Origin of the sequence: Chryseobacterium contaminans (assembly GCF_001684955.1) — a bacterium.
Lineage (GTDB): Bacteria > Bacteroidota > Bacteroidia > Flavobacteriales > Weeksellaceae > Chryseobacterium > Chryseobacterium contaminans.
Genome location: NZ_MAYF01000280.1, coordinates 1 through 436, shown reverse-complemented (window position 1 = coordinate 436; position 436 = coordinate 1). Strand labels below are relative to the sequence as shown.

Here is a 436-nt window from a genome sequence, read left to right as displayed (position 1 = left end):
TACTACAGAATTTTATAATGCTTCCAATCTGATCCAGAATTTAGGAATTGGTGAAGCATTTGTAACTGCTTTGGATGAGAAAGGTATTCCTACACCGTTAGTTCATACGTATCTTATTTCTCCGGAATCAAGGATGGATGTTCTGAGTGAGGCGGAAATTACAGAATTAACATCCAGTTCAGCCATGGTAGCTAAATATGAGCAGGCAATAGATAGAGAATCTGCTTATGAAATGCTAACCAACAGAATGGAGCAGGCGGCTCAAAATCCAACTCCTAACCAAAAAACAAAACCAGTAAAAGAAGAACCTGGAATGTTTGAACAGGTATTGCAGAGCCAGGCGGGAAGAACCTTTACCAATACACTTATGCGGGAAGGTGCAAAAGCCATTCTCGGAATGTTTGGCTTGGGAGGCAGAAGAAGATGATAAAATTAA

1 protein-coding gene is annotated in these 436 nt (G+C 40.1%); it reads left to right on the top strand.

The window, feature by feature from the left end; translation table 11 throughout:
• The coding region (locus BBH99_RS13600) for a helicase HerA-like domain-containing protein (protein WP_123873183.1) at positions 1 to 427 on the top strand (427 nt) is incomplete at its 5' end.
• Positions 428 to 436: the final 9 nt, after the last annotated feature.